Source organism: Photorhabdus australis DSM 17609 (assembly GCF_000711895.1).
GTDB lineage: Bacteria > Pseudomonadota > Gammaproteobacteria > Enterobacterales > Enterobacteriaceae > Photorhabdus > Photorhabdus australis.
Genome location: NZ_JONO01000004.1, coordinates 108,467 through 134,969, shown reverse-complemented (window position 1 = coordinate 134,969; position 26,503 = coordinate 108,467). Strand labels below are relative to the sequence as shown.

Here is a 26,503-nt window from a genome sequence, read left to right as displayed (position 1 = left end):
TTGTGCATGTTTTCTAGGAGACGCGCAATCACCTAGACAAAAAAGGTTGGACAAAATTTAATGGACATTTAGGGTGAGAGCATATTCGTCTAATCAAACGCTATTCTATGCGCCGATGGGGGCGAATGTCGCGGAAGCTTATTCAACTTCATTACGTGTGACTATGACGGAAATTCTTGATCGTCACCTATCCCCCGGTCGTGATCGCAGTGAGGATCTTTATTTTGGTGTGCTGAGTTTCCCCGGCTTAAGTGAGTTACCCGAGCGCCGTTTTCCTCAGAAACCTGAATCCCGGCTGGAGGTCAGGAAAAGTTGTTTTGCAGGACGAGGGAAATTCAAAAAAATCCCTCGATTTTCATCGGGGGATTTGTATAGGAAAGACAACAGATCTCGGGGATTATTTTATTAAAACTGACAAACAAGAGCGGTATCAAGGCAATTTCGTTGATAATCATCCCAAAAACCTGGGGGATGAGCCTCAATATCGCTTTCTAACAGCATGGGTTTTTGCCATTTAAATTGTTTAAACCCTGCCTTTTGGATCGCTGCTTGATACTGTTCACGACTCCAATGATACATAGTGAAAGGGCTAGGTGGTGTGGTAAGAAATTCAGCTCTTACGAGAGTTGTGTCTTTCACCGGTTCTTTACTCAAAATTTTTATACAAAATTTTTCATAATCCACTTTTTCTAATTGACAATCAGGTTCAGCGGTATACGCAATTAGTTTGCCGGAAGGCTTGAGATGAGCGGCAATAACACGGAACATAGTTTCAAGGTCTTCAAGAGATTCTGCATGGCAAAATAACCAAGCTGCATTAACTATGTCAAATTTGCCAAATGACTCCATCTTGCAAACATCTCTTACGTGAAATTCGATATCGTCACCGTATTGTTGTGATTTGCTTTTCGCAATGGCTATCATGTTCTCTGATATATCGACTCCAATGACTTTTGACGCGCCACGATTCTTGTATTCTCGACTAAAGAGACCATATCCACAGGCTAAATCTAACACTGATTTCCCGTGTATATCTCCTGCCAAATTGAAAACGGTTCTGATTTCTACTTCGATATGGGCAGCAGCATCTGAAAAGCTCTCGTAAAGATGTGCAATAGGGTCATATAAGGCATTATCTTTCATGTTTTTTTATCCTTAGCTAAAGGCCAAAATACTTTATACCCGTCATCTTTCAAGTTGCCTCTTTGTTGGCTGTACTCACTCACCCCGGTCACATAATTATCTAATGCTCCCGGGGATTCGCTCCCTTGCCGCCGAGATGCATCTTGAAATCTATTGGGTATATATTATTTAGTATGAATTAATAATTGCTGAAAGTTTTTCTCTTGTTATAAATAAGATTCCAAAATAGCTCTACATTTTATATCATTCATAATTTCATGCATAACAATGGGTTAGTAAGATTGCGTGTAGCAGAATTATGAAACGTTATTTATATTAATACGTTAGTGAGGAATTGGATATGATTTTTTAATATTGGTTAATTTTCGGATAAATATAAGGGAGAAAATAAATATTTGACACTTATGATATGTTTTGTGGAAACTATTATTAATATAATAATTATTATGCCGTTTAAACAATAAAGAGATGACAATGACCCGTCGTTATTTGAGGAAATATTTCCATCCTTTAATGTTTAACGGTATATGCGGAAACGGCCTTGTTGCTGGCAAAGGTTTTGAGAACCACACCGGGGTTTTGGCTGATAAATTGGAACACTCGCGGCCCTTGGTGGCCGTCTGGTTGCGAATATATTACGTTGTATTGTCGTTTTGACGGTGAAACCATGACGGTGCTTGCTTAAAATAAATAATGATCAAAGAGCACAAAGACAATACTGCACCAACTGAATCGCTGGCGCAGTATCTTACTAATTTACCCTACACCGCCGGAAATACCGGCAACAGCAGATAGAGTTTAATCACGATCGCGTTAACGATATCGATAAAAAACGCCCCGACCATCGGCACCACCAGAAATGCCACATGAGATGGTCCGAAGCGATCGGTAATCGCCTGCATGTTCGCAATAGCGGTAGGTGTCGCGCCCAAACCGAAACCACAGTGACCCGCCGCCAGAACCGCTGCGTCATAGTTTTTACCCATCACCCGATAAGTGACAAAAATTGCATACAACGCCATGACGATGGCTTGTATGGTGAGAATGGTCAACATCGGCAATGCCAGTGATGCCATCTGCCACAATTTCAGGCTCATTAACGCCATTGCCAGGAACAGGGAAAGGCTCACGTTACCCAGAACAGACACCGCCCGATCAAATACCCGGTAGAAACCTAACACCGACAGGCTGTTACTCAGGATAACCCCGATAAACAACACACAGACGAATGTCGGTAATTCAAACCATGTACCTTGCAGAAATTCAGACACAAAATTACCGGCCATCAGACAGATAGCAATCAATGCGATAGTTTCCAACATGACCAACGCCGTGATCATTCGACCGGTATAAGGTTTTTCAAAGGCGGTTGGTACTTCTGTATCATCTGACCTCAAACCTGGAGTTTGAGTATTTCTCACCAGAAAACGAGCAACCGGACCACCAATTAAACCACCCAGAACTAGTCCGAAAGTCGCACAGGCCATCGCTACTTCGGTGGCATTTTCAAAACCATAACGCTCACTAAATAGCTTACCCCAGGCAGCCCCCGTACCATGACCACCAGACAACGTAACAGACCCCGCCAGCAAGCCCATAAGTGGGTCCAAACCCAACAATTCCGCTAACGCGATCCCCACTGTGTTTTGCACCAACAACAAGCCAACAACGACGAAGACAAAAGTGAAAAGAACCTTACCACCCGCTTTCAGGCTGGAGAGGTTTGCATTCAAGCCGATAGTGGCGAAGAAAGTTAACATCAAAGGGTCTTTAAGAGACAGATCAAAACTGATTTCCCAGCCAGTCGTTTGCTTAAGTATTAAAAGAATCAGAGCAACTAACAGGCCACCCGCGACAGGTTCAGGAATGGTGTATTTTTCAAGAAATGGAACTGATTGTACAAGTTTACGCCCAAGTAATAGTACTAATGCGGACGCAACAAGCGTGCCATAAACATCAAGATGATACATCTGTGTACCCCAGCTATATTGTTAAAATTATGTAAGTTACTACGACGTTAGACTCATCCTTTAGAAAACGCCAAAAGCAGGCAACGCTGGATTAGAAAAAAAATCTGCAACAAAAACAAGTTAAAACATATAAAAATGTGACCAGAGCAAATCATGACAAATAACATAATTTTTACGCAAACGATTGCTTTTACGCGATTGATCATTAAAATGCGTTTTTTTCAGTCCGGAATTTCACCTCATCCCCGGAATTTGCGGCTTAACTGGCGCTGGAACCTCGCCAGTTTGCGCAGACGGGTTTTAAAACGGGTAACCAGCTCGAAAATGGCGCCGTCTGAAAGTGTGGCCAGTTTGGCCACTCCTGCATCCAGCCCCACGATTGAGGTGGATTGCTGATTCTGTTAGGTCTGTTCCCTGCGGTGGCAGGATTTGTACAACAGATCCCTGAACCGATATTAGGAGGGCTACTATCGTGATGTTTGGTACAATTGCCGCGTCTGGTGTCCGTATTGTTTCCAAAGAGGCACTTAACCGCCGGGCAATTATGATTATCACACTATCTTTAGCGGTTGGAATGGGCGTTTCTCAATAACCGTTAATTTTACAGTTCGCGCCTGACTGGCTAAAAACTTTACTCTCTTCTGGTATTGTCGCTGGTGGTATGACAGCTATCATTCTTAATCTGGTATTTCCTCAGGAAAAATAATATCCGCCGAAAAATCCAATATCAGGTCACAGATAATCAACTTAATAATCACGCACATAAAATCATAGTTGTGCGTGATTATGGTTTAGCCCTAGCGACTGGAAGGCCAAATAAAATCGTCACCAATCCAACCATTAAGATCGTATTCACTCATACACTGCTCAGCAAATCCCTTAAATTGATCCACTAACCCTGATTGCTGGGCGGTTAATAGCAATTCGATTCTTATATTTTCATGGTTGCCAGAGTAATTGCGCTCATATAATTCGTGCCTGCCGGCAAATTCCGTACCGATAGAATCCCAAATTAGTTTCATCAGTTTTACGCGCTCAACAGCGCTATAACCATTTGAGCCACGCACATACTTATTAAGATAAGGAGCAAGTTCCGGGTTAGTAAAATCTCTGGCATGAGAGTTAACATAAATCAGTGCACTACCTAAATCCTGCTCAATAATTTCTTTTATCCGTGGGTAGCCTAGTGTCATAAACCAACGATAAGCCATACCATATTCAGATCGCGGTAATACAGCATCCCCATGCCAGGGTTGAGGTGATTTAACCATCGCATCACTAATCGCCCAAAACATATTACGCCATGCTAATACCTCACCAATACGTGTTTGCACACCACGAAAAGCCTGCGTCCCCGTCGCTTCAACGCCTTTAATAATTAATCCACAAAGAAAATCAAGTTTAACGGCCAACCGGGTCACGCCATGTAACAATGCCCGATGAAAAAAGCCAGCTTCAGCAAAGAACGACGATGTTTTCTCGACATCACCGTAGATAAATATGTTTTCCCAAGGGACCTTCACTTTATCCAAAACAATAATAGTATCGTTCTCATCAAAGCGAGAAGAAAGCGGGTAATCAAAAGGACTTCCCATTCTATCTGCCGCCAGTGCATAAGAGGGACGACAGATTAATTTTAATCCCGGTGAATTCATCGGCAACGTACAGACCAACGCAAATTCTCGTTTTTTAATCGGTAAACCATAATGGCCGATAAAGTTGTAATGAGTGATCGCCGACCCCGTGGCAACGACTTTAGCGCCGCTGACAATTAATCCATCATCGCACTCTTTTTCCACATGAATACAAACATCACCAATTTCATCAGCAGGTAAATGACGATCTATTGGTGGGTTAATAAGCGCGTGATTCCAGTAGAGTACTTTTTCCTGTGAACGGGTGTACCAGGTTTTCGCATTATCAGCAAAATCACCATAAAACTCCGGATTTACGCCCAATGTGGTGAGAAACGAAGCCTTATAATCAGGACTTCGTCCCAACCAACCGTAACTTATACGTGCCCAAGCGACGATAGCATCACGATCAGCAATTAAATCTTTCTGTGATCGCGGGATACGAAAAAAGGGATGTGTCACACCACAGCTACCCGTATCAGTCTCTGTAGTCAGTACGTCACGATAAGCAGGATCGTGCAAGGCATCATAGAGTTTTGCAACAGCGCGAGCTGGATTTTGAAAAGCTGGATGGCTAGCAATATCGTGGATACGCTCACCATAAGCCCAAATTTCCCGACCATCATTTAACCCATCCAGAAATTCCTTGCCATTTAGTGGACGGGTTATGCGGGTATTATTTTCAGCCTGCGATTTTTGTTTCGTTTCATCTGACATAATATATTCCTGACATTATGTTATTCGCCGCAAAATAAGTAAAATCAATCGTAACGTTTTATTCCAAACATCAATCAAACTAAGATAAAAATAGGTTTAATCATGCAAATAAACTGTTACTTTATTGCCAGTCACCTCGTAATACATTCATTTTCCGGAAGAGTTTTGCGATATTATTACGCCATTTTTGATAATTTTAATGGTTATATTAATCACACAATATAACCATTAATATATACCTGTTATCTTTCAAGTTGCCTCTTTGTTGGCTGCACTCACTCACCCCGGTCACATCGTTATCTATGCTCCTGGGGATGCGTTCTCTTGCCGCCGCTCTGCAACTTGAAATCTATTGGGTATAGCTAAAAACATGTCATAAAATTTTAACAAAAAATTCAGATTTGTATAGGAAATAAAAATACAATTAAATAAAAATAAACACTTACGACTTATTTTTATTGAAATAAATTCACAAACAACAATGGCTTATTTTCAATTTATTTTATCATCTGAAAATCATTAAGACTGGAAATTAATATGGTTATTGATTGGTATCTCTGTTTTTCATTGTCCAATTAATGATATAAACCTTGTAAATAATCACCTCTGTGTGTTTTTAACTTTTATACATCATATCTTGAGTGAACAAGAAAATTACGGCATAAAAGGAAGCTGTTAAGCCGCTTAAGTTGGAGTTTGATGATGAAATGGTTAGGAAAATCGCTGGTTACTCTGTTATTACTGCTAATACTGGCAGTGGTCACTATTTATGTCGTGATACAGACAAACTGGGGAGCACATCAGCTTAGTCAATGGCTCAGTCATCACAGCCGTTATCAGGTCCAAATCGGCAATATCGAACATCGCTGGCTACAACCAGGCACTCTGACATTTTCCAATATCGTCATTCGTAATAAGCAACTCACTTTTGCTTTAGAAGCTCAAATAGCAGCGTTCGATTTCAACTGGCACCAACTCACTTCCCCACGTCATTTTCATCGTCTGTTATTACAGCAGGGCCAATTAACAATAAAAGGCCCGCAACAATCTTTACCTTTTAGCGCCAATATTCTGCAATTTAATCAGATGGCTATTCAGTCAGAAAATGCAAACTGGCAAATCCAGGGACAAAACATTATCGGCGGCATCACCCCCTGGAACCCACAATCAAATAAATTGACAGGTAATGGAAAATTCCAATTCAGTGCTGATAAGCTGAATTTTGATGATATTTCTCTTGAAAAAGTCATTATGCAAGGAGATAGCCAGCAAAATACCCTGATTATCCGTTCACTTGGTGCAACATTGGCACAAGGTTCAATATCGGGTAATGGACAACGTCTATCTGATGGTAGCTGGCAGTGGGATAATTTACTTATCAGCAATGTTCGCTGGCAAACACCAATGACACTTGAAGAGTTATGGTCAAAAGTGAGTCAATTACCCGCAATCAGCATCAAAGATCTGAGCCTGACTAATGCCAAGCTGGAAGGTAAAAACTGGTCTGCTAACTATTTGGATGCCTCAGTAAAAAATATCGGTTTGACTAACGGAAGTTGGCAAGCAAAAGAGGGAATTATTGATTTCAACGTTATGGATACTACGCTGAATGATCTGCATTTCACCGACGCTATTGGTCATCTGCTTCTTGCAGGCAATGAACTCCGTATTTCCAATCTCACTACCCGTTGGGAAAAGGGATTATTCCACATCAAAGCTCAATGGGATCACCAAACAAAGCAATTCAACATCGCAAATGCTACGGTTGCTGGTTTAACTTATACCTTGCCACAGAATTGGTATCAGTCATTGAAAAAATCATTGCCTAAATGGATATCCGAATTTTCCATTAACCAGCTGACGATTAATAACAGCTTGTTGATTGATATTAATCCCGATTTTCCATTCCAGCTTACCGCTCTCACTGGTTATATCCATGATATGGAATTACTGAAAGAAGGGAAATGGGGAATCTGGCACGGTTCTTCAAATCTGAGCGCCACCAGCGCAACATTCAACAAAATTGAATTACATCGCCCTTACCTTAAATTACACACAGAGAGCAATAAATTGATCATTGATCAATTAGATGCCTCTGTTGATGATGGGCTACTGAAAGCTAAGGGCACAATAGATCAACAAGTACATAAGCCATTCACTTTAGATTTCCGGGGAATAGATGCCGATTTAGCGATTTTGCCTCATTGGAAGTGGGTACCGTTGAAATTACAGGGCAAAGGCAATTTCACTCTGCGGATACAAGGAGATCTTTCTGCTGACGACGTGAAAAGCTCCATCAATGGCATACTTGATGCTACTGATAAACAATCAGGCAAAGAAACTCAAACCATCAATAAAGGGCAGATATCTACAATGGGCTGTGAAACCTGTTCAGTTATTAAGCTATAGCCGTGTAAACACCCAGTAACACCAAATAGCCCAAAAATTGGGCTATTTGGGATGAGATCACAGCTTAAATAGTTTTGCATGACTTCCAACCCGATATAAGAAAACCTCTTGCTCAGTTCTCTTATAAATCAATAGGAGATCCGGCTTTCCATGATATTCCAGATACCCAATATAATTTCCCTTCAATGAGTGCTCTTTATATTCACGGGGAAGTGGTTTTCCCGTGACAAGCAGTTTTAATACAGTATTAATAACAGAAATAGCTGATTTATCATGCTGAAAGGGTTTTAAATCCTTTTTAAATGCAGATGAATATCGAATTTTGAGCATATTTTATTTAAAAATTTCATCCCAAAATTCATCTACGGTATCTACACTTGTACCACCACCACTTTCTAGCTCACGGATCGCCGCCTGCGTTGTGGCATTAGGAATGTGGCGTTCCTTTGTCGCTCTGGTTAATACCAGGCGGACAAAACTAGACATATCCAAACTGTTATCCTGAGCAGCTCTCACTACCGCATTTTTTAATTCTTCAGGAACACGAACTTTTAATATGGCCGTATTCATAGTATCCCCCTCTTCTGACTGTTTGCTCCCTTATCGTAGGACTATTGTGGACACAAATCAAGATTGTCAGATTAATAAACACACAAAGTCTGTATTCTATAGAGCTAAATACCACCAGTGGCATATTTAATGCCACTGTAAAACCTAAGCTATCGCCGTGTAAGCATTTGGCAATACCATGTAGGTACCAGTAAACACAGCACCTAGCCCATGCTCACCACTAACCGCCACTTCCAACTTCACTCTCGCTTTGCTGCCCTGTGCCAGGCGAGCCAAATCACCACTCATATTTTTAAGATCAGCAACAGATTTTGGCCTACCAACAACCGGCTTTTTATAGCGGATATTGGCATCAACTAGAATAATATCACCACCCAGTTGGCGTTCTTGTAACAACAACCAAATCAACCCCCAACCGGTCAGCGTTGCCAGTGAGAACAAACTACCCGCAAAGAGAGTTTGATGAGGATTTTGATTGCCCGATTCCGGCATCGTGGTAATAAAACTCTGGCCAGTATATTGAGAAATCCGCACACCCATCTTCTCACTGAGGGGAATATACTTATACCAGGCTTTTTGCAGTTCGTTGCACCAATCCGGCCGATGGAGAATATCATCAAGTGTTGCAACCGGTTTGATCATCAGAAAATGGCGAACAGGTGTCGTTTGTGGGCTGGTAATTGGCCCTCGGTTTTCAAATCCTAATTTGCTGAAAAAATCTACCGCATATTCACGAGCACTGCATACTACCCGTTTCACACCTTCCTGACGGGCAACTGATTCCAAAGCCATTGCTATGAGTTTTCCCAGACCTTTGCCCTGTACATGAGGATGTACTGCCAGGAAACGGATTGCACCTTCGCTATCCGCATTGATATATAAACGTCCTACCGCCACCGGGTTACCTTTCTCATCCACGACCATCTGGTGATGGGCCATGGTGTCATAACCATCTTTCTCGGAGCCTACAGGCTGATTCAGCGGCTTACGCAACATTTCCCAACGAAATCGGTAATATGCTTCCAATTCTTGTTCTGTTTCAGGTACTCGCAGATGATACATAGAAACTGCCCTTTTCTCTTGATCATGATGTGTAATCGGGGATGGTTGCGCTTTACTGGCTGTTTTGCGTTCTAGACCTGCAACCAGAAAGTGACTGGCCCATTATTTGTCAGGCTAACTTTCATATCAGCAGCAAACCGCCCGGTTTCTGTTTTTACACCACTTTGGCGACATCGTTCAACAAAATAGCGATATAATTCATCAGCCTTATCCGGGCTTGCTCCGCCAGAAAAGCTTGGTCTCATGCCCTTTTGAGTATCGGCAGCCAGTGTAAACTGGGAGACAACCAGCAAGCTGCCCCCGACCTGTTGAACATTCAAATTCATTTTGTCCTGCTCATCATTGAATATCCGATACCCTATCACCTTCTCACATAACCGTTTTGTCTTCTGTTGATCATCTTCCTTTTCAACGCCCAGCAACACCAGCAGACCGTGCCCAATCTCTCCAACAATTTCATTCTCAACAACAACATTTGCCTGTGTTACTCGCTGGATTAATGCAATCATATTTTTCCTTGTTCAGAGGTTAGCATCAGCATATCGTCCCCCATTATCCGTACAATCCCTCATTTCATTCAGAAAAACCGATTGCTTTGAAATAACCTGGTACTGTCTGCCTATCCACAACATGAACGCCCTTGATCCCTAGTGCACTGGCTGCTGCCACATTTTCCAGCATATCGTCGAAAAACACGGCTTGATCCGGTGAAAACCCTTCTGTCTCAAGAACATATTTGAAAATATCAGGTTCAGGTTTACGCATTGCCAAATCTTGAGATAAATAGAGGTAATCTGCTGATGCCGCAATCTCAGGGTAATTATGCGGCCAGTAATCCTGGTGCAGACGGTTCGTGTTAGATAACACCACTACCCGATGCCCTGCTTCACGCAATTTCTTCATTATCTGAATGACTTCAGGCCGTATATCAATAAAAATAGCATGCCATCCAGCAGCAAACTGCTCAAAACTGAGTGAAATACTCATTTCCTGACATAAAGTATCAGCGAATTCCAGATCAGTAATTTGACCACGCTCATGCTTTTCAAACATTTCCCCCATAGAGAAACTTTTTGTCAACGTAGCAAGAGGTGTACCACTAAGATTACTCCACACAGCTAAAACTCTTTTAAAATCAATATCAATAATCACGTTACCCATATCGAAAATATATAGCATAACCACCTCCTGGCTAATTAATAACTTTTTACTTTAATCGTATTTCCAATTAGAAAACAGAGTAGAAAAGTAAAAAGCGAATTACTTCACGGTATTTTTCTTATGAAACGATAAAGTAGCAACCAGATTAAAAACGTAGAGTAAGGTATTATAGTATATGTTGTGGTTCTTCCTTTGTATTGGGCTTCTTCTGGCTGGATATTTCATATATGGCAAAATTGTAGAAAAGATATTCACTATTCGACCAGAGAGAAAAACCCCTGCTATTTCTATGGCTGACGGTGTTGATTATGTCGCCATGTCCACTCCCAAAGTTTGGTTAATTCAGTTGCTGAATATTGCCGGTGTTGGCCCCATTTTCGGCCCGATTCTTGGTGCTCTGTATGGTCCACTCGCCATGCTATGGATTGTATTCGGCTGCATTTTTGCCGGTGCAGTACACGATTACTTCTCCGGTATGCTCAGCGTTCGTGCTCGCGGAGCATCAGTACCTGTCATCGTCGGCAATGAACTGGGCAAGACCATGAAGCATTTCATGAACATCTTTGCCGTCATTCTGCTGATGCTGGTTGGTGTGGTATTTGTTCTGAGTCCAGCCGGTTTACTGAATAACTTATTAAAAGATTCTATCGGCTGGGATAACATTGGCATCTGGGTTGGAGTCATCTTTGCTTACTATATTCTCGCAACCCTGGTTCCTATCGATAAAATCATTGGCCGCCTTTATCCACTGTTCGGTGCATTACTGTTGTTTATGTCTGTCGCGCTGATGGTCGGTTTAGTTATGAGTGATAAGCCTTTCTATTCACAAGGGTTGGACTTCACCACTAACTTTAACCCGAAAGATCTGCCTGTTTGGCCATTGTTGTTTGTCACTATTGCCTGTGGTGCTATTTCTGGTTTTCACGCCACACAGTCTCCACTAATGGCGCGTTGTATGCAGAACGAGAAGAATGGCCGCTTTGTTTTCTACGGTGCAATGATTGGTGAAGGTATTATCGCGCTAATTTGGTGTACGCTGGGTCTGAGCTTCTATGAAGATACTAACGCATTACAGACGGTGATTGATAAAGGTACGGCATCTTTAGTCGTTCACGAAGTTTCCACTTCTCTGCTGGGCACTGTCGGCGGGATTCTGGCAATCCTTGGCGTGGTGATTCTGCCAATCACTTCTGGCGATACCGCATTCCGTTCTGCCCGGCTTATTATTGCTGAATTCCTGGATATTCCTCAGCAAAAAATGATTAAACGCCTGTTATTAAGTGTGCCAATGTTTATTGTCGGCTATCTGATTACCAAAACTGACTTCAATATCATCTGGCGTTACTTCGGCTGGGCGAACCAAACCACAGCCATGGTCATGTTATGGGCTGCCTCAGCATGGCTGTTGCGCCGCGATAAGTTCCATTGGATCACTACCCTGCCAGCCATGTTTATGACAGCGGTATGCTTCACCTATCTGGCATTCGCTCCAGAAGGTTTTGCTTTAAACTGGAATACCTCCGTCGTTATCGGTCTAGCCTCAATGGCAATTGTCACTATCGTTTTCTTTGCGAAAGTCCGCTCTAAATCAGTTTCTAACAATATAGAAACCGAAGTATTTAATGAATAAAAACCAAAGAGATAGTTGAATATTAATTATAGCCCCTCACTATCAGCGGTTGAGGGGTTTTAATTTCCGATTTCTTTATATAAGAAAAACATAATTTCCTCATAGAAAATGTCTGAGATAACTGCTTTTCTATAAGCAATGAGTATCCAACCTATGACTTCTTATCTGAAAGAGCATCCCAACATCAACTAAAACTTGGGTATTTACTATTTAAATATAGCTTCTCAAACTTTTGGCAGAATGAATTGTAAAAAATTAGATAGGCTAAACCATTTAAAAACAACCCTACTAATAATGGTTAAATGGAGAGTCTTAAAGCAAGATACCCTTTACCGCTTTTAATCGTTTCTTGCTTAACTATTAAATAAAAAACGACTCATTAAAACTCTCACCAAATTATAATCACGCTCATCCTTATGAATAGTGGCAGACATAAACAATATTGACTACAATTGTTATTAGTAACACAGTATGAATAGTGGGTTAAACCACCATTCAAACTTCGCTTTAATAAATGCAGGTTTGTACGTTTTCAAATGCGATACCAAAGAGAGTGGCTCCCATTAATGACACCAAAGCGTTTCTTTTAATGGACAACTTGCCTTTGGGTAATTCGCAGTAAATGTTCCTAAACTTAGTACGATGAATTCCCAACCCTGAAGAACGTAATCTACTACAGGGAAAGGTCTTAAATGTTCTTAAAAAACAGGAGAATCAACCATGTATATGTTTTTACCTTTTTTACTCGCATTATTTGCGGTTATCACCACCCTATATGGCAAGTATAAAACCAGTTATACCCTATGGGGCCTTCTTTTGGTGACGACTGTCGCTTGGTTTATCCATCATGCAACTGATTCGTTAAATCTATCTTTTTAACTGGAGACAATCTGATGAATCAGGTATTAGCAACAAAACAGAAGATCAGCTACGGCATGATATTCAACATCATTGGATTATTGGGTATTAGCGCTGCACTTACTGTTGCCTTCTATTACCAGTTAGTCCTTTCAGAACTTCCCTGCCCATTATGTTTGCTACAGCGAACAGGCATGATAATGATAGGATTTGGTTTCTTATTTAATCTACGCTTTGGTATTAAAAGCGCACATTATGGCCTCGCACTTATTGGCTGTATCGTGACTGGGATTATTGCCATCCGACAAGTATTCTTACATATTCTGCCCGGTGATATCGGCTATGGCTCCGCCCTTTTTGGTATACACTTTTATACTTGGGCTCTTCTTTCCTCAGTTATTGCTATTATTGCCATATCAGTCATGTTGATATTAAAGAGCCTGGAAAAAACAACCGAGGAAAAGGAAAACACACCTGTTTTCGGTCAGATTATTATTGGATTATTTGTCCTATTAATTACAGCAAATTTAATCTCCACCGTTTTGGAATGTGGTGGTGGGCAATGCGATGACAACCCAACGTTCTACCAATTGCTGGGTAAATAATCTTATCTGTTTAAAATTAAAAAACTCAGGGCGCCATCGGCGCCCTAAGCATTAGTATCACAGTAAGATTATGATGCCTCTTTACTGCGGTACGCACGACGACGTTCGTTTTCTGTCAGATGACGTTTACGCAGGCGAATAGACACAGGAGTCACTTCTACCAGCTCATCATCATCAATAAACTCCAAAGCCTGCTCCAGAGTTTTCTTTATATGTGGAGACAGAGTTGTCGCTTCGTCAGTGCCTGATGCACGGACGTTAGTCAGTTTTTTACCGGTCAGACAGTTAACTGTCAGGTCATTTGAGCGGGAATGAATGCCGATCACCTGGCCTTCATACACTTCCGCTCCATGACCTAGGAACAACTTGCCGCGATCCTGTAAGCTATAAAGCGCATAAGCAACTGCTTTACCCTGACCATTAGAAATCATCACGCCGTTCTGACGGCGACCGATTTCACCTGGACGAATATCATCATAGTGACTGAATGTTGCATACAACAGCCCAGTACCAGAAGTCATCGTCATGAACTCAGTACGGAAACCAATCAAACCACGGCTTGGGATAACATAATCAAGGCGCACACGGCCTTTACCGTCTGGCAACATATCACGTAGATCCGCTTTACGCTCACCTAACGCCTGCATCACATCACCTTGATGCTGCTCTTCAATATCCAGAGTCACCTGCTCGAATGGCTCTTGTTTACGGCCATCGATCTCACGGAAGATCACTTTCGGGCGAGATACCGCCAGTTCAAAACCTTCACGGCGCATGTTCTCAATCAGAACAGATAAGTGTAACTCACCACGGCCAGAAACACGGAACGCATCCGGATCTTCGGTTTCTTCAACACGCAATGCGACGTTGTGAACCAGCTCTTTCTTCAGGCGCTCAAGGATCTGACGTGAAGTCACATACTTACCTTCGCGCCCACAGAAAGGAGAAGTGTTAACACAGAAATACATGCTTACCGTTGGCTCATCAACAGCCAGCGGTGGCAGCGCTTCAACCGCGTTGGTATCACACAAGGTATCGGAGATATTCAACTCACCCAAGCCAGTAATCGCAATGATATCACCCGCTTCTGCTTGCTCACTCTCAATACGCTCCAGACCCAAGTGGCCCAACACTTTACCAACTTTGCCGTTCCGGGTTTTCCCTTCGCTATCAATAATCGTGACGTTCTGGTTTGGTTTAACAGTCCCGCGCTTGATACGACCAATCCCGATAACACCAACATAGTTGTTGTAATCCAGCTGAGAGATCTGCATCTGGAATGAACCATTAAGGTCGACTTTTGGTGGCTCTACATGCTCAACAATCGCCTGATATAATGGCGTCATATCTTCAGCCATATCTTCATGCTCAGTACCGGCAATTCCCATCAATGCTGATGCATAGATAATTGGGAAGTCCAGCTGTTCGTCAGTCGCCCCCAGGTTAACAAACAGGTCAAATACCTGATCAACAACCCAATCAGGACGTGCTCCTGGACGGTCAACTTTGTTAATGACTACAATTGGCTTTAAACCATGAGCGAACGCTTTCTGTGTCACAAAACGGGTCTGAGGCATCGGCCCATCCATGGCATCGACCAGCAACAGTACGCTGTCAACCATAGACATAACACGTTCTACTTCACCGCCGAAATCAGCATGTCCCGGAGTGTCTACGATATTAATACGGTAGTCATTCCATTTAATGGCGGTATTTTTTGCGAGGATAGTAATTCCACGCTCTTTCTCCAGATCATTGGAGTCCATCACACGCTCTGTCGCTGTCGCACGGTCACCGAAAGTACCGGATTGTTGCAGCAGCTTGTCAACCAGGGTGGTTTTACCGTGGTCAACATGCGCGATGATGGCGATATTACGCAATTTTTCGATCACAAACTTTGCCTCAGGCATTTAGAAATGGCGCGCTATTGTACACACATTAGTCGAAGTACTAAACAGGATCACAATAATCTATTCTTAACAACTTGGCACCGATGGAATTGTGATCCCTTTCACGCCCATAAACAGACGCACTCCAGCACAAACGCACTAACATGGTGCGCGATAGTAACATAACCGCACCAACATGGTGCAATTCCACTAAAGATAAGGATACCCTACCATGGGCATACCCATAACACAGTATATTGCAAGGTGCTAGAAAGTTGGCACGCTTTTCGCAATTCATTCACAAACACGTAATAGTTTGCAAACGAGTAAATAGCCTTGTTAAGGTAAAATGATATAGCTGTGTTTTCTTTAAGTCTTATACGACCATTTCATCAAGACCGATACAAACCAGGAGAAACCGAGTATGTCCGCTGAACATATTTTAACCATGATTGAAGAGCATCAGGTGAAGTTTATTGATTTGCGTTTCACTGATACCAAAGGCAAAGAACAACATATGACCATTCCTGCTCATCAGGTTAATGCAGACTTCTTTGAAGATGGCAAAATGTTCGACGGCTCCTCAATTGGCGGGTGGAAAGGCATTAACGAATCTGACATGGTGCTGATGCCAGATCCAAGCACAGCCATGCTTGATCCTTTCTTTGATGATGCCACGCTAATCCTACGTTGCGACATCCTGGAACCAGGCACCATGCAAGGCTATGACCGTGACCCTCGTTCCATATCCAAACGTGCTGAAGATTTCCTGCGTTCAAGCGGAATTGCAGATACCGTCCTGTGCGGACCGGAACCCGAGTTTTTCCTGTTTGATGACGTGCGCTTTGGCAGCTCTATGTCAGGTTCTTACTATCATCTTGATGATATCGAAGCCGCATGGAACTCTGGGACTCGATACGAAGGTGGCAACAAAGGTCATCGACCGGCGGTAAAAGGCGGTTATGCCCCAATGCCTCCTGTTGATTCTTCCCAGGATTTACGTTCAGCTATGTGCCTGACGATGGAAGAAATGGGACTGGTCGTAGAGGCCCACCACCATGAAGTTGGAACAGCAGGCCAAAATGAAATCGCGACCCGCTTCAACACCATGACCAAGAAAGCTGACGAAACTCAGATTTACAAATACGTCGTGCATAATGTGGCGCACAATTTCGGCAAGACCGCCACCTTTATGCCAAAACCGCTGGTTGGCGATAATGGCTCCGGTATGCATTGCCACATGTCCCTATCCAAAAACGGCACTAACCTGTTTGCCGGGGACAAATACGGTGGCCTGTCCGAACTGGCGCTGTTCTACATTGGCGGTATTATCAAACATGCCCGTGCCCTAAACGCGTTTACTAACCCGACAACCAACTCCTATAAACGTCTGGTTCCGGGCTATGAAGCACCCGTTATGCTGGCCTATTCTGCCCGTAACCGTTCTGCATCTATCCGTATTCCCGTTGTGGCAAGCACTAAGGCTCGCCGAATTGAAATACGCTTCCCAGACCCAGCAGCTAACCCTTACCTGGCTTTTGCTGCTCAGTTGATGGCTGGTCTTGATGGTATTATCAACAAAATCCATCCGGGTGATGCAATGGATAAAAACTTATATGACCTGCCACCGGAAGAGGCCAAAGAGATCCCAACTGTCGCTTCTTCTCTGGATGAAGCATTGGCAGCACTGGATACCGACCGTGAGTTTTTGACCCGTGGTGGTGTATTCACCGACGACGCCATTGATGCTTATATTGAATTGAAAAACAGCGAAATGGAACGTGTCCGCCTGACACCACACCCACTAGAGTTTGAACTATATTACAGTGTGTAATTAGCAGCATCATTCCTGCTGATCATTTTTTGTTGCCGTGAAACCTTTAGCCCATCCTCGGATGGGCCCTTTTCCCTCTTTCCGAGTTCAGGCTTTTGCTAGGTTTTACGCTCGAACATGATACAGTGCACCAAAAAGGTGCAGGAGTGTAACCAGATGAAAACGGAAAATCTACCCGATACTGGGCAAATACTAAACTCACTGATTAACAGTGTGCTGGTACTGGATACCGACCTTGTGATCCGTTATGCCAATCATTCAGCACTGCAATTATTAGCTCAGAGTGCCCGTAAACTATTTGGTACACCGCTTCCAGTACTGTTTAGTTATTTTTCACTGGATACAGAATTGATGCGCTCCAGTCTGGTTAGTGGTCAGAGTTTTACTGATAGCGAAGTGACATTAGTGGTTGATAACCGCTCTCACATCATGTCGCTCAGTGCCCAACCGATTTCCGAGCAATTTATCTTGCTGGAACTGGCGCCTATGGATAGTCAACGCCGGTTAAGCCAAGAGCAGGTACAACAAGCCCAACAGATAGCTGCACGGGAATTGGTTCGGGGGCTGGCACATGAAATCAAAAATCCCCTCGGCGGACTGAGGGGAGCCGCGCAATTACTTTCAAGAGCACTGCCTGATCCTGCTTTACAGGAATATACCCAAGTGATTATTGAACAAGCTGATCGATTGCGCCATCTGGTGGACAGATTACTTGGGCCACAACACCCAGGCGAACAAATTAAGCAAAGCATTCATTATGTTGCTGAACGGGTCTATCAGTTAGTCTCACTGGAAATGCCGGATAACGTAACACTGATAAAAGATTACGATCCCAGCCTGCCAGAATTGGCCCACTACCCTGATCAGATTGAACAAGTGTTGCTAAACATCACCCGTAATGCCTTGCAAGCTTTAGGAAAACAGGGGGGATCTATTACCCTGCGTACCCGAACCGCCTTTCAGATCACTCTGCATGGTAAGCGCCATCGTTTGGCCGCCAGAATTGATGTGGAAGATAACGGGCCAGGTATCCCGCCACAAATACAGGACACCTTATTTTATCCAATGGTCAGTGCTCATGAAGGTGGAACAGGTCTTGGTCTATCCATTGCCCGCAATTTGATAGATCAACACGCCGGCAAAATAGAATTTACCAGTTGGCCGGGGCACACAGAATTTTCTATCTACTTACCTATCAAGAAATAGAGGATAACTATGCAACCAGGAAAAATCTGGATCGTCGATGATGATAACTCAATCCGCTGGGTGCTTGAGCGAGCATTAAGTAGCACAGGGATGGAATGCACCTGTTTTACCGATGCTGGCAGCGTACTAACCGCGTTGGCGCAAAACACGCCTGATGTACTGATTTCCGATATCCGCATGCCGGGAATGAATGGACTCAACCTACTGAATAGTATCAAGCAGAGTAACCCATTACTGCCAGTCATTATTATGACTGCCCACTCGGATCTGGATGCCGCAGTCAGTGCCTACCAGCAAGGCGCTTTTGATTACCTACCAAAACCCTTTGACATTGATGAAGCAGTCGCACTCATGGAACGGGCGCTAGGCCACTCCCGCGAACAGAATCAGCCGACCAGAAACCCACTAGCAATCACGCCAGTTTCCGACATGATAGGTGAAGCGCCTGCCATGCAGGACGTTTACCGTATCATTGGCCGTCTCTCCCGTTCTTCTATCAGCGTTCTGATTAATGGCGAATCCGGTACAGGAAAAGAATTAGTAGCCCATGCCCTACATCGCCACAGCCCACGGGCTAATCAGCCATTTATTGCGCTCAACATGGCCGCAATTCCTAAGGATTTGATTGAATCAGAGCTATTTGGTCATGAGAAAGGCGCTTTTACCGGTGCCAATCAGGTGCGTCATGGACGGTTTGAACAAGCTAACCACGGCTCGCTATTTCTTGATGAAATTGGTGATATGCCACTGGATATTCAAACTCGCCTGCTACGGGTACTGGCAGAAGGCCAGTTCTACCGGATTGGTGGCTATGCCCCCGTGAAGGTGGATGTAAGAATTATCGCAGCAACCCATCAGGATCTAGAACGTTTGGTACAGAAAGGCAAATTCCGTGAAGATTTGTATCACCGCCTGAATGTTATTCGTATGCAATTACCTCCTCTACGCGACAGAGTAGAGGATATCCCTCGCCTGACTCGCCATTTCCTGCAACAGACTGCTAAGGAGCTAGGTGTAGAAACAAAAATTCTGCATCGGGATGCAGAAATGGCTTTAATGCGCTTACCCTGGCCGGGTAATGTCCGTCAATTGGAAAACATCTGTCGTTGGCTGACGGTCATGGCGGCAAGCCAAGAAGTATTGATACAAGATTTACCAGCTGAATTATTTGAACCCCATCATGTCGAAACCGGTACAACAACACCTGTAAATACAATACCAGCAAGTACAACACCTATAAATACAATGCCGGAAAACTGGCCGCAGCTACTGACTCATTGGGCCACCAATGCGTTGGAAAATGGTCAGCAGGATTTACTCTCTGAAGCATTACCGTTATTAGAGCGTACTTTACTCAACTGTGCGCTTAAACATACCAAAGGACACAAACAAGAGGCTGCCCGGTTGTTGGGTTGGGGGCGCAATACTATTACACGAAAATTAAAAGAACTTGGGCTGGAGTAAAGGAGATAATATCTCCAGCTCTATCACTATCTTATGGTATTTAATATAACCAGTTTCCGATTATCGGTATAAAAAAGTCAAATTCACCTCAGGTTTAATACTGATAATTCCAGACAGAAGTAGACAGACAAATAATTACATTACAATATTATTACTTAATAATAATATTAAGTTTTCAATTATAAAAATGGGAATAGTTTCTGTTTATCACTGGAATCTGACAGGGTTTATCCTACTAACAATCTCTGCGCTGGCACAGGCTTCAACACCTATCAGCCCTGCGGAGCAAGAAACGATCACTCAACAACAAAAAGCACTGCTGCAACAAGCCCAACAGCAACGGGAAGCGCTGCGCGACAACATCACCTTACCTTCATCACCCGATACAGCGCCGAGTACAGCTGAATCTATCTGCCACACCATTCACCGGATTGAATTTGACGGTGCAAAAAACCTACCACGATCAATCAAAGAGCGCTTAATACGCCCTTATTTATCCCACTGCTTATCTTTGCAGGATATTAACGCATTGGTACGAAAAACCACCCATACCTATATTGAACGGGGCTATGTGACTTCCTGGGCCGGGCTCAGCCCACAGGATTTATCCTCCGGTGCCCTCATTATTACCGCCCATGAAAGCAAAGTTGAATCAATCAGTCTGGACGGAGAAACGCCCCTTTCGTTGAAAATGGCTTTTCCAAGAATAGTAGGTAAGACACTTAATTTGCGAGATATTGAACAAGGCTTGGAACATTTAAACCGCCAGCCTTCCCAACCAGTGACCATTGATATTCAGCCGGGCACGCAACTAGGTTACTCCGCGGTTATCTTAAAACGAACATCAACCCGCTTACCTATTAGTGCCAGTTTAGGGGCTGATAACAGTGGTCAAAAAAGTACCGGCACCGAACAAATCAATACTAGCGTGAACCTGGATAATCTATTGCACCTTGCTGATCAATGGTCATTATCCACCAGTCGTAACAGCGATTTCCGCAATAGTCACCAAAGTCGTAGTCTCTCTGCCAGCGTAGCCGTGCCTTATGGCCACTGGCTATTCAGCTACCAATATGCGTGGAACGATTCCTTTCAGAATATTCCGGTCGATTCACAAACCTATCACTATAAAGGCGACAGCCAGATTCACCGACTAGCAATAAATCGGACGTTATATCGTGATGGTGAACAGAAGCTGGCACTGGATATGGGACTAATACGCCGTCGGACCACCAATTTACTGGCAGGAGAAACATTATCCATCAGCAGCCCGACACTCAGCACAATTAACCTTGGTGTTAATTACAGTACCGTGCTGGCGGGTAGCTATATCACTTTCAACTCGATGGTGAGCCATAGTTTATCCGCGTTTGGCGCCACAAAAGATGACCCACGTTTCCCAAACGCGCCACATAGTCAATTTCGTAAATTTAGTCTAAGTGCCAGCTATTTTGTGCCAGTTACCGATTTCATTTATTACCTCTCATCGGTTTACAGCCAGACCACACCAGACAATCTTTACGCCAGCGAACGCCTCTCACTGGGGGGACAATATTCCATCCGGGGCTTCAAAGAGCAATATCTCACCGGTAATCGCGGTGGATATTGGCGTAATGAGCTAAACTGGCGGGTTTCAGCACTTCCAGTCTTGGGAGAACTTGCCTTAACCGGGGCGCTAGATACTGGCTGGTTACAGAAAAAAACCAGACAAATCGACGGTGGAAACGTTACCGGTGTAGCTCTGGGCTTATCATTGACTCACCGTAGATTCAACCAGACCATCACTATTGGGAAGCCCCTCATTCACCCTGCTCACCTAAAACCGGATAACTGGGTCACTTATTGGTCAGCATCACTCACTTTGTAACACTTAAAATCAGGAAAAAAATAAGCAATGAGTAAACGCAACAACTCTGTGGTCAGAGCTACGAGTTATCTTTTAATTTACCTGGCAGCAATCCAGCCACTACACCCGGCAATGGCTGTGGGAGTAATACCGGATAATAACCATACACAGGTACAAAACCAGAATAATATCCCAGTGGTAAATATTGCCACGCCAAACGATGCGGGAATATCCCACAACACCTATCAGGAGTTCAATGTCACCTCGCAAGGCGCCATACTCAATAACGCGACTCAGGTGGCTCAATCGCAACAGGCCGGGCAACTGAACGCTAACCCTAACCTGAACGGAAAAGCGGCGGAACTGATTATTAATGAAGTCACCGGTAATGGCCACTCTGATCTTCAAGGCCAGTTGGAAGTAGTTGGTAATAAAGCCCATGTGATGATTGCCAACCCTGACGGCATTACCTGTGATGGTTGTGGTTTTATCAATACTGCCAGCGCAACCCTGACCACGGGCAAACCCCAATTTGATAGACAGGGGGCTCTGGAAACTCTGACGGTTAAAACAGGCCAGATTACCATTGGCAGCAAAGGACTGGATGGCAAAGCGACGGATTATGTCGATATCATCAGCCGGGCAACGGAATTAAATGGAAAAATTCAGGCGAATAACCTGTCTCTCACACAAGGCACCAACCAAATCAGCTTAAAAGATGGCACAATTAAACCTATTGCTGGAGAAGATACTCAACCTCAATTAGCAGTTGATACCAAAGCGTTAGGCGGCATGTATGCTAATAAAATTCAGCTAATTGCCACCGAGGATGGTGTCGGAGTTAATCTGAAAGAATTAGCCAGCAATCAACATGATATTACCTTAAACGTTAACGGCAAAATCGAACTGGAAAATATTAAGGCTAAAACGAGCCTTAATATTATTGGCAAAGAAGTCTATATCGCTGCCAATATTAAGGTACAAACAGAACCAGATATTCCCCTTGCAAACAGCACACCGCACAATAATGAACTATGGACTGAAGAGGAATGGCAGCAAGGACTCAATTATTTTATTCAAGGACTAAATTGGTCACAAGGATTTAATGGAGCATATGGCTTTAAAGGTTTTCAACAAGAACGACCGCTTTCAGAGGTTAATCCTCATGGCTTAAATCAGAACTGTTATTACAGTACAGTTGCGGCTCTCGTAAATAAAACGACAACCGATCTTGTTGGCGAAACAGAAATTATGCAACAGGACACAGCTAACTTAATAGAAATCGACGATTTATTCAGGGCTGCTGGAGTCAACTCAAGACGAACAGACTTTAATCATCAAGATGCTCAACTTCGCTGGAATGAAACATTTCACTTTATGAGAAATAATTTGCATCCTGGGCAATTTGCCGGCCTTGCTTACACACGACCACTATCTCAACCACAAAACAATTTATTTTCCCCTGGTGGAGGCCATATGGTAGTTGTCGGGCGCAATGAAGCCCAACATTTACCTGAACTAATAGTTTTTGATTACCAAAGTGGACAAACAACCGCACTATACGAAAACTCTCCTCCGGAAGGTCAATTCCACGAACGCTACCATGTATTTAATCGGCTTCCTGAACAAAGTCAGAAAATATCAGGGAACACCTGGGGGATATTTTATTCGAAGCTTATCTCCAATACGGTCCAAACACAGAATAATATTGGGGTTCTCGGCTTTGAGCGCAATGGTGAAATGATCTTCCAAACATTTTCTCTTACAAACTCTAATCTGAATGTCTTTCAGGAAGGAAACAGGACAGGAATACATGTAAGACCCGCTCAGTTAGGGGGGCTTACGAAACCCACAGATTCAAATAGCGGACAATCTTATCGGGCATGGCTTCTTAAATAACATAATCACAATATCTACGGGATGCCGAAATTCAGGCAGCAAAACCCTCTGTATAAAATAGGGATCGTTATAATTGATTGACTGGACATATTATATCTGATAAAACCATATTAAATATGGTAAATTTACCATAAACCAATAAATAGAATCGATAAAGGCAAGATTGAGCAGTATCCCCCAGTTGAAAGCTACAATTTTGTCCAGGTAAACAGAGCCTATCCGAAAGGATAACGTTTCCTGACAAGGAGAAGCCCAATAGCTTCAGAAATCCAGATGTATCGAGTTGAGAATGTGGGACGCACAACCAACTTAGTGGTATACAGCCATTTAACCCTAACCGAAGTTACGGAGATGCCTGAACATCTGTAGTTCGCACGGTAAAAATCCGCAAAGAGGATCGCTGGATTGAGACTGTAGAGATCGACAATGCAACGACATATTGTGTTAATGAGGGTGCATTCTGGTAAACAACCAGGAACTAGAGGAAATACGTGGTATTTCAAACGATTGTTATTGCCCCGTCAAGTAAGCAACAACCTAATTTTTTAGAAAAATCATAACCTCCGTTGTGAGTTAGATTCAGAGTAATAGCATTGGTCATTATGGACTTCGATATTTATATTCATTTGGCCGGTTATTGTTGTCTTTGGTTATTGCCTACTCACCAAGAGCCTGAAATATGATACATCAGACTAATTTTTTCCAAAAAAAATCAACTAGATGTGATATTCAAGATTAATGAAAATCGTCACCCATTCATGCCAGATGTTTAAATGGTACAGAATGACTAAAAACGGCTTATTCCCTGTCATGTTTAATGCATTTATTGGCGATGTTATCCCACGCAGACTAGATTTCATGAACCCGTTTAATCAAACCAATAAACTTAATGCTGCTTTATACCCGTTATCTTTCAAGTTGCCTCTTTGTTGGCTGCACTCACTCACCCCGGTCACGGAGTTCTTCTATGCTCCCGGGGATTCGCTCCCTTGCCGTCGCGATCCATCTTGAAATCCATAGGGTATATCATTTAATGCATTTACCCTTTTATTTAAATAGATGTAGGTAAATAGAGTTAAGTGAAAACCATAAAATCAGGCATCCAAATACTCAAATCACTCTCGAAAACTGACGTTGGCGAACTTGCTGGCGCAAATAAATATCAAAACACATACAAATATTACGAATCAGTAACCGACCTCGTGGCATCACTTGAATCCGTTTTTCATTCACTTCAACCAGTCCATCTTCAGCTAATGGCATTAATAATTGCAAATCTTCCGCAAAATAGCGGGTAAAACTCAGCCCATATTGTTGCTCAATATCGGCAAAATTCAGGCAGAAATTACAGATCAGCGCCTTAATAACATCACGGCGAATACAATCATCCTGGGACAGAGTTAAACCACGCCATAACGCATATCCCTGCTTTTCCAATTCCGCATAATAGGTTTTTAACTCTTTTGGGTTTTGAGAATAGCTATCACCTAACATACTAATCGCAGAAACGCCCATTCCCAGCAAATCACACGCTTCCTGCGTGGTATAACCCTGAAAATTGCGATGTAATTTCCCTTCCCGCTGAGCAACCGCTAGTTCATCATCCGGGCGAGCAAAATGGTCCATGCCAATAAACTGGTAGCCATTGTTTGTCAGTGTTGCAATTGTTTGCTGCAAAATATCCAGCTTTTGCTCCGCACTCGGTAAATCATGTTCTTTAATTTTACGCTGAGCAGCAAATAAATTCGGCAAATGAGCATAATTAAAAATACTCATTCTGTCTGGCGCTAACGCTAATACTCGCTCCAGAGTAAAAGCAAAACTTTCTGATGTCTGTTTCGGCAGGCCATAGATCAAATCAATACTGGTGGAGTTGAATCCCGTTTCACGGGCGCGCGCGACCAAAGCAAAGATAAAATCTTCATCCTGTTCGCGATTAACCAGACGCTGTACTTCTTTGTTGAAGTCCTGCACCCCCATGCTCAGACGGTTAAAACCCTCACGGTGCAAGTGATCAATCATATCCAGTTCAATTTCACGCGGGTCAATTTCAATAGAAATTTCAGCATCCGGCATAAAATCAAAATGGCCACGCAGCATTCCCATCAATTTACTGATTTGGTCTTTATCGAGATAGGTTGGCGTACCTCCGCCCCAATGCATCTGGCTAACTTTACGGCCAGAAAACAACTTTGAGCGCTCACGGATTTCACGTCCAAGCAATTGCAGATATTGATCCGCTTTATGCTTCTGGCGGGTTACCAGTTTATTACAACCACAGAAATAACAGAGCTTATGGCAAAACGGGATATGAATGTACAGAGAGAGCGGTCGTTCAGGATAACGGGCAGCAGCCTGCATAAATGCTGTATTATCATATTGTTGATTGAATTCCAGCACCGTAGGATATGAAGTATAACGGGGGCCGGAATAATTGTATTTCTGGATCAAAGGCAGATCCCAGACAATGGCTTGCTCAGACACGTTTATTCCTTCCGATGTTTTTGCTCACCACAGCGTAACACTTTCATGTGTTTGATATGTTGCATTGTAGTGACTCTGCGCAGTCGGGTTTTATATTGCGACAATCGCCATAGTCTACCCAA

General features: G+C 43.2%; 20 protein-coding genes and 3 pseudogenes. 12 read left to right on the top strand and 11 right to left on the bottom strand.

Annotation, left to right across the window (positions count from 1 at the left end):
• The first annotated feature begins 73 nt into the window (after positions 1-73).
• On the top strand, positions 74-409 hold the full coding sequence (locus tag BO26_RS23385; RefSeq protein WP_131817564.1) for a hypothetical protein: 336 nt from the start codon (positions 74-76) through the stop codon (positions 407-409).
• Here BO26_RS23385 and BO26_RS01525 read toward each other — a convergent pair.
• The 3 genes and pseudogenes from BO26_RS01525 to BO26_RS23865 all read right to left on the bottom strand — a co-directional run.
• The gene (locus BO26_RS01525) at positions 406-1,143 is read right to left on the bottom strand and encodes a class I SAM-dependent DNA methyltransferase (protein ID WP_036768277.1); all 738 of its coding nucleotides are present in this window, start codon (positions 1,141-1,143) and stop codon (positions 406-408) included. The genes BO26_RS23385 and BO26_RS01525 overlap by 4 nt on opposite strands.
• 761 nt (positions 1,144-1,904) lie before the next feature.
• A complete protein-coding gene (gltS, locus tag BO26_RS01520; protein WP_036768276.1) occupies positions 1,905-3,113 on the bottom strand; it encodes a sodium/glutamate symporter in 1,209 nt (402 codons plus the stop codon).
• A 245-nt stretch (positions 3,114-3,358) separates the two neighbouring features.
• Positions 3,359-3,502, bottom strand: a pseudogene (locus BO26_RS23865) (RNA-guided endonuclease InsQ/TnpB family protein); the annotation flags it as partial.
• Here BO26_RS23865 and BO26_RS21815 point away from each other — a divergent pair.
• A pseudogene (locus tag BO26_RS21815) lies at positions 3,503-3,819 on the top strand (solute carrier family 23 protein); the annotation flags it as partial.
• A 91-nt stretch (positions 3,820-3,910) separates the two neighbouring features.
• On the opposite strand, the gene BO26_RS01510 reads toward BO26_RS21815, so the two are convergent.
• The gene (locus BO26_RS01510; protein WP_036768275.1) at positions 3,911-5,464 is read right to left on the bottom strand and encodes a 4-hydroxyphenylacetate 3-hydroxylase N-terminal domain-containing protein; all 1,554 of its coding nucleotides are present in this window, start codon (positions 5,462-5,464) and stop codon (positions 3,911-3,913) included.
• Between the two features lie 699 nt (positions 5,465-6,163).
• Here BO26_RS01510 and BO26_RS01505 point away from each other — a divergent pair.
• Positions 6,164-7,873, top strand: coding sequence for an AsmA family protein (locus BO26_RS01505; protein WP_236637229.1), 1,710 nt, complete (start codon positions 6,164-6,166; stop codon positions 7,871-7,873).
• Positions 7,874-7,930: 57 nt separating this feature from the next.
• Here the strand turns inward: BO26_RS01505 and BO26_RS01500 are convergent, their stop codons facing one another.
• The 5 genes from BO26_RS01500 to yihX form a co-directional block, all read right to left on the bottom strand.
• A complete protein-coding gene (locus tag BO26_RS01500) occupies positions 7,931-8,203 on the bottom strand; it encodes a type II toxin-antitoxin system YafQ family toxin (protein WP_036768273.1) in 273 nt (90 codons plus the stop codon).
• 3 nt (positions 8,204-8,206) lie between these two features.
• Positions 8,207-8,443, bottom strand: a complete 237-nt coding sequence (locus tag BO26_RS01495) for a type II toxin-antitoxin system RelB/DinJ family antitoxin (RefSeq protein ID WP_036768272.1) — start codon at positions 8,441-8,443, stop codon at positions 8,207-8,209.
• A 144-nt stretch (positions 8,444-8,587) separates the two neighbouring features.
• Complete coding sequence (gene fabY, locus BO26_RS01490) at positions 8,588-9,505, bottom strand: fatty acid biosynthesis protein FabY (RefSeq protein ID WP_036768271.1); 918 nt, start codon at positions 9,503-9,505, stop codon at positions 8,588-8,590.
• Positions 9,506-9,576: 71 nt separating this feature from the next.
• A complete protein-coding gene (dtd, locus tag BO26_RS01485) occupies positions 9,577-10,014 on the bottom strand; it encodes a D-aminoacyl-tRNA deacylase (protein ID WP_036768270.1) in 438 nt (145 codons plus the stop codon).
• Between the two features lie 64 nt (positions 10,015-10,078).
• Positions 10,079-10,684, bottom strand: coding sequence for a glucose-1-phosphatase (gene yihX / locus BO26_RS01480; RefSeq protein WP_036768269.1), 606 nt, complete (start codon positions 10,682-10,684; stop codon positions 10,079-10,081).
• A 157-nt stretch (positions 10,685-10,841) separates the two neighbouring features.
• On the opposite strand from yihX, the gene BO26_RS01475 reads away from it, so the two are divergent.
• From BO26_RS01475 to BO26_RS01465, 3 genes are all read left to right on the top strand, one after another.
• The gene (locus BO26_RS01475) at positions 10,842-12,296 is read left to right on the top strand and encodes a carbon starvation CstA family protein (RefSeq protein WP_036768268.1); all 1,455 of its coding nucleotides are present in this window, start codon (positions 10,842-10,844) and stop codon (positions 12,294-12,296) included.
• 720 nt (positions 12,297-13,016) lie between these two features.
• Complete coding sequence (locus BO26_RS23860) at positions 13,017-13,175, top strand: DUF5993 family protein (RefSeq protein ID WP_219847624.1); 159 nt, start codon at positions 13,017-13,019, stop codon at positions 13,173-13,175.
• A 14-nt stretch (positions 13,176-13,189) separates the two neighbouring features.
• Positions 13,190-13,759 (top strand): disulfide bond formation protein B, encoded by a 570-nt coding sequence (locus tag BO26_RS01465; RefSeq protein WP_036768267.1) that lies wholly within the window; start codon positions 13,190-13,192, stop codon positions 13,757-13,759.
• Positions 13,760-13,827: 68 nt separating this feature from the next.
• On the opposite strand, the gene typA is transcribed toward BO26_RS01465, so the two are convergent.
• The gene (gene typA / locus BO26_RS01460; protein WP_036768266.1) at positions 13,828-15,669 is read right to left on the bottom strand and encodes a ribosome-dependent GTPase TypA; all 1,842 of its coding nucleotides are present in this window, start codon (positions 15,667-15,669) and stop codon (positions 13,828-13,830) included.
• A gap of 403 nt (positions 15,670-16,072) precedes the next feature.
• On the opposite strand from typA, the gene glnA reads away from it, so the two are divergent.
• The 6 genes and pseudogenes from glnA to BO26_RS23380 all read left to right on the top strand — a co-directional run bounded on the left by glnA (position 16,073) and on the right by BO26_RS23380 (position 24,908).
• Positions 16,073-17,482, top strand: a complete 1,410-nt coding sequence (gene glnA, locus BO26_RS01455) for a glutamate--ammonia ligase (RefSeq protein ID WP_036768265.1) — start codon at positions 16,073-16,075, stop codon at positions 17,480-17,482.
• A 156-nt stretch (positions 17,483-17,638) separates the two neighbouring features.
• The gene (gene glnL, locus BO26_RS01450; protein WP_036768264.1) at positions 17,639-18,688 is read left to right on the top strand and encodes a nitrogen regulation protein NR(II); all 1,050 of its coding nucleotides are present in this window, start codon (positions 17,639-17,641) and stop codon (positions 18,686-18,688) included.
• Between the two features lie 9 nt (positions 18,689-18,697).
• A complete protein-coding gene (gene glnG, locus BO26_RS01445) occupies positions 18,698-20,152 on the top strand; it encodes a nitrogen regulation protein NR(I) (RefSeq protein WP_036768263.1) in 1,455 nt (484 codons plus the stop codon).
• A 187-nt stretch (positions 20,153-20,339) separates the two neighbouring features.
• Entirely contained in the window at positions 20,340-22,019 is a 1,680-nt protein-coding gene (locus BO26_RS01440; protein ID WP_036768262.1) for a ShlB/FhaC/HecB family hemolysin secretion/activation protein, read from the top strand.
• A gap of 27 nt (positions 22,020-22,046) precedes the next feature.
• Positions 22,047-23,024, top strand: a pseudogene (locus BO26_RS21805) (filamentous hemagglutinin N-terminal domain-containing protein); the annotation flags it as partial.
• 1,683 nt (positions 23,025-24,707) lie between these two features.
• Complete coding sequence (locus BO26_RS23380; protein WP_477706994.1) at positions 24,708-24,908, top strand: hypothetical protein; 201 nt, start codon at positions 24,708-24,710, stop codon at positions 24,906-24,908.
• A gap of 99 nt (positions 24,909-25,007) precedes the next feature.
• On the opposite strand, the gene hemN is transcribed toward BO26_RS23380, so the two are convergent.
• Positions 25,008-26,381, bottom strand: a complete 1,374-nt coding sequence (gene hemN, locus BO26_RS01430) for an oxygen-independent coproporphyrinogen III oxidase (protein WP_036768260.1) — start codon at positions 26,379-26,381, stop codon at positions 25,008-25,010.
• Between the last annotated feature and the right edge of the window lie 122 nt (positions 26,382-26,503).